Origin of the sequence: Lachnospira hominis (ex Hitch et al. 2025) (genome assembly GCF_040096395.1) — a bacterium.
Lineage (GTDB): Bacteria > Bacillota > Clostridia > Lachnospirales > Lachnospiraceae > Lachnospira > Lachnospira hominis.
The window spans coordinates 1-647 of the sequence record NZ_JBBMES010000073.1; the positions used below are offsets into that span (position 1 = coordinate 1).

The following is a 647-nucleotide window of genomic DNA, read 5'->3' on the forward strand; positions in this document are numbered from 1 at the left end:
ATGAAAAAGTGCTGATAAAGGAGGATTAAAAATGGCTATTAGTGGAGTAGGACAGAGTTATTATCAGAACAATGTTGCAACAACGAAAAGTACAAAGAGCGTAAACAGCACGGGAGAAACGGGCAATACAAAGGAATTATCAGAAGCGGAAGAAATGGCGATTTTCAAAAAGGAATTTTATGCTGAAATTGATAAGATACCCAGAAATAGAACTATAACCAATGTGGCTATCAACATATCAGAGGAAGCATTTAAGAATATGAAAGATGATCCGGAGTACAGGGAAAAGATATTATCAGCACTTAAACGTGACTTAACTTCGTCCTTTGCACCGTTGGAAGCTTCTATGGTGCTCACTGTAGGAGCTACTGCTAAAGATTATAGGGGCGATTCATGGTCTGGTGTTAATAATCAATCGGAATTTTATGCTCGTTCACAAAACAGTTTTTATAAAAAGACAAGCAACAAGAAAGATAGACAAAAAGAGCTTTTGGAAGAATATCTGGAAAAACGGGCGCAGGTTAAAAAACAGCAGCAGGAAATGTTGAATGAAAAGATTGCAAAGCAGGAACAGGAAAGAAGCCGATTATTACGGTCGTGGAACAATGAAAGGCTGTTGTCAAAAGCGTCTAATGCTTATGAAGCAA

Annotated in this window: 1 protein-coding gene; it reads left to right on the forward strand. The window is 37.7% G+C overall.

What is annotated here, in order from left to right:
* Positions 1–31: 31 nt before the first annotated feature.
* Positions 32–647 (forward strand): hypothetical protein (locus tag WMO38_RS15140; protein ID WP_186867909.1); only part of this gene is annotated, 616 nt, incomplete at its 3' end.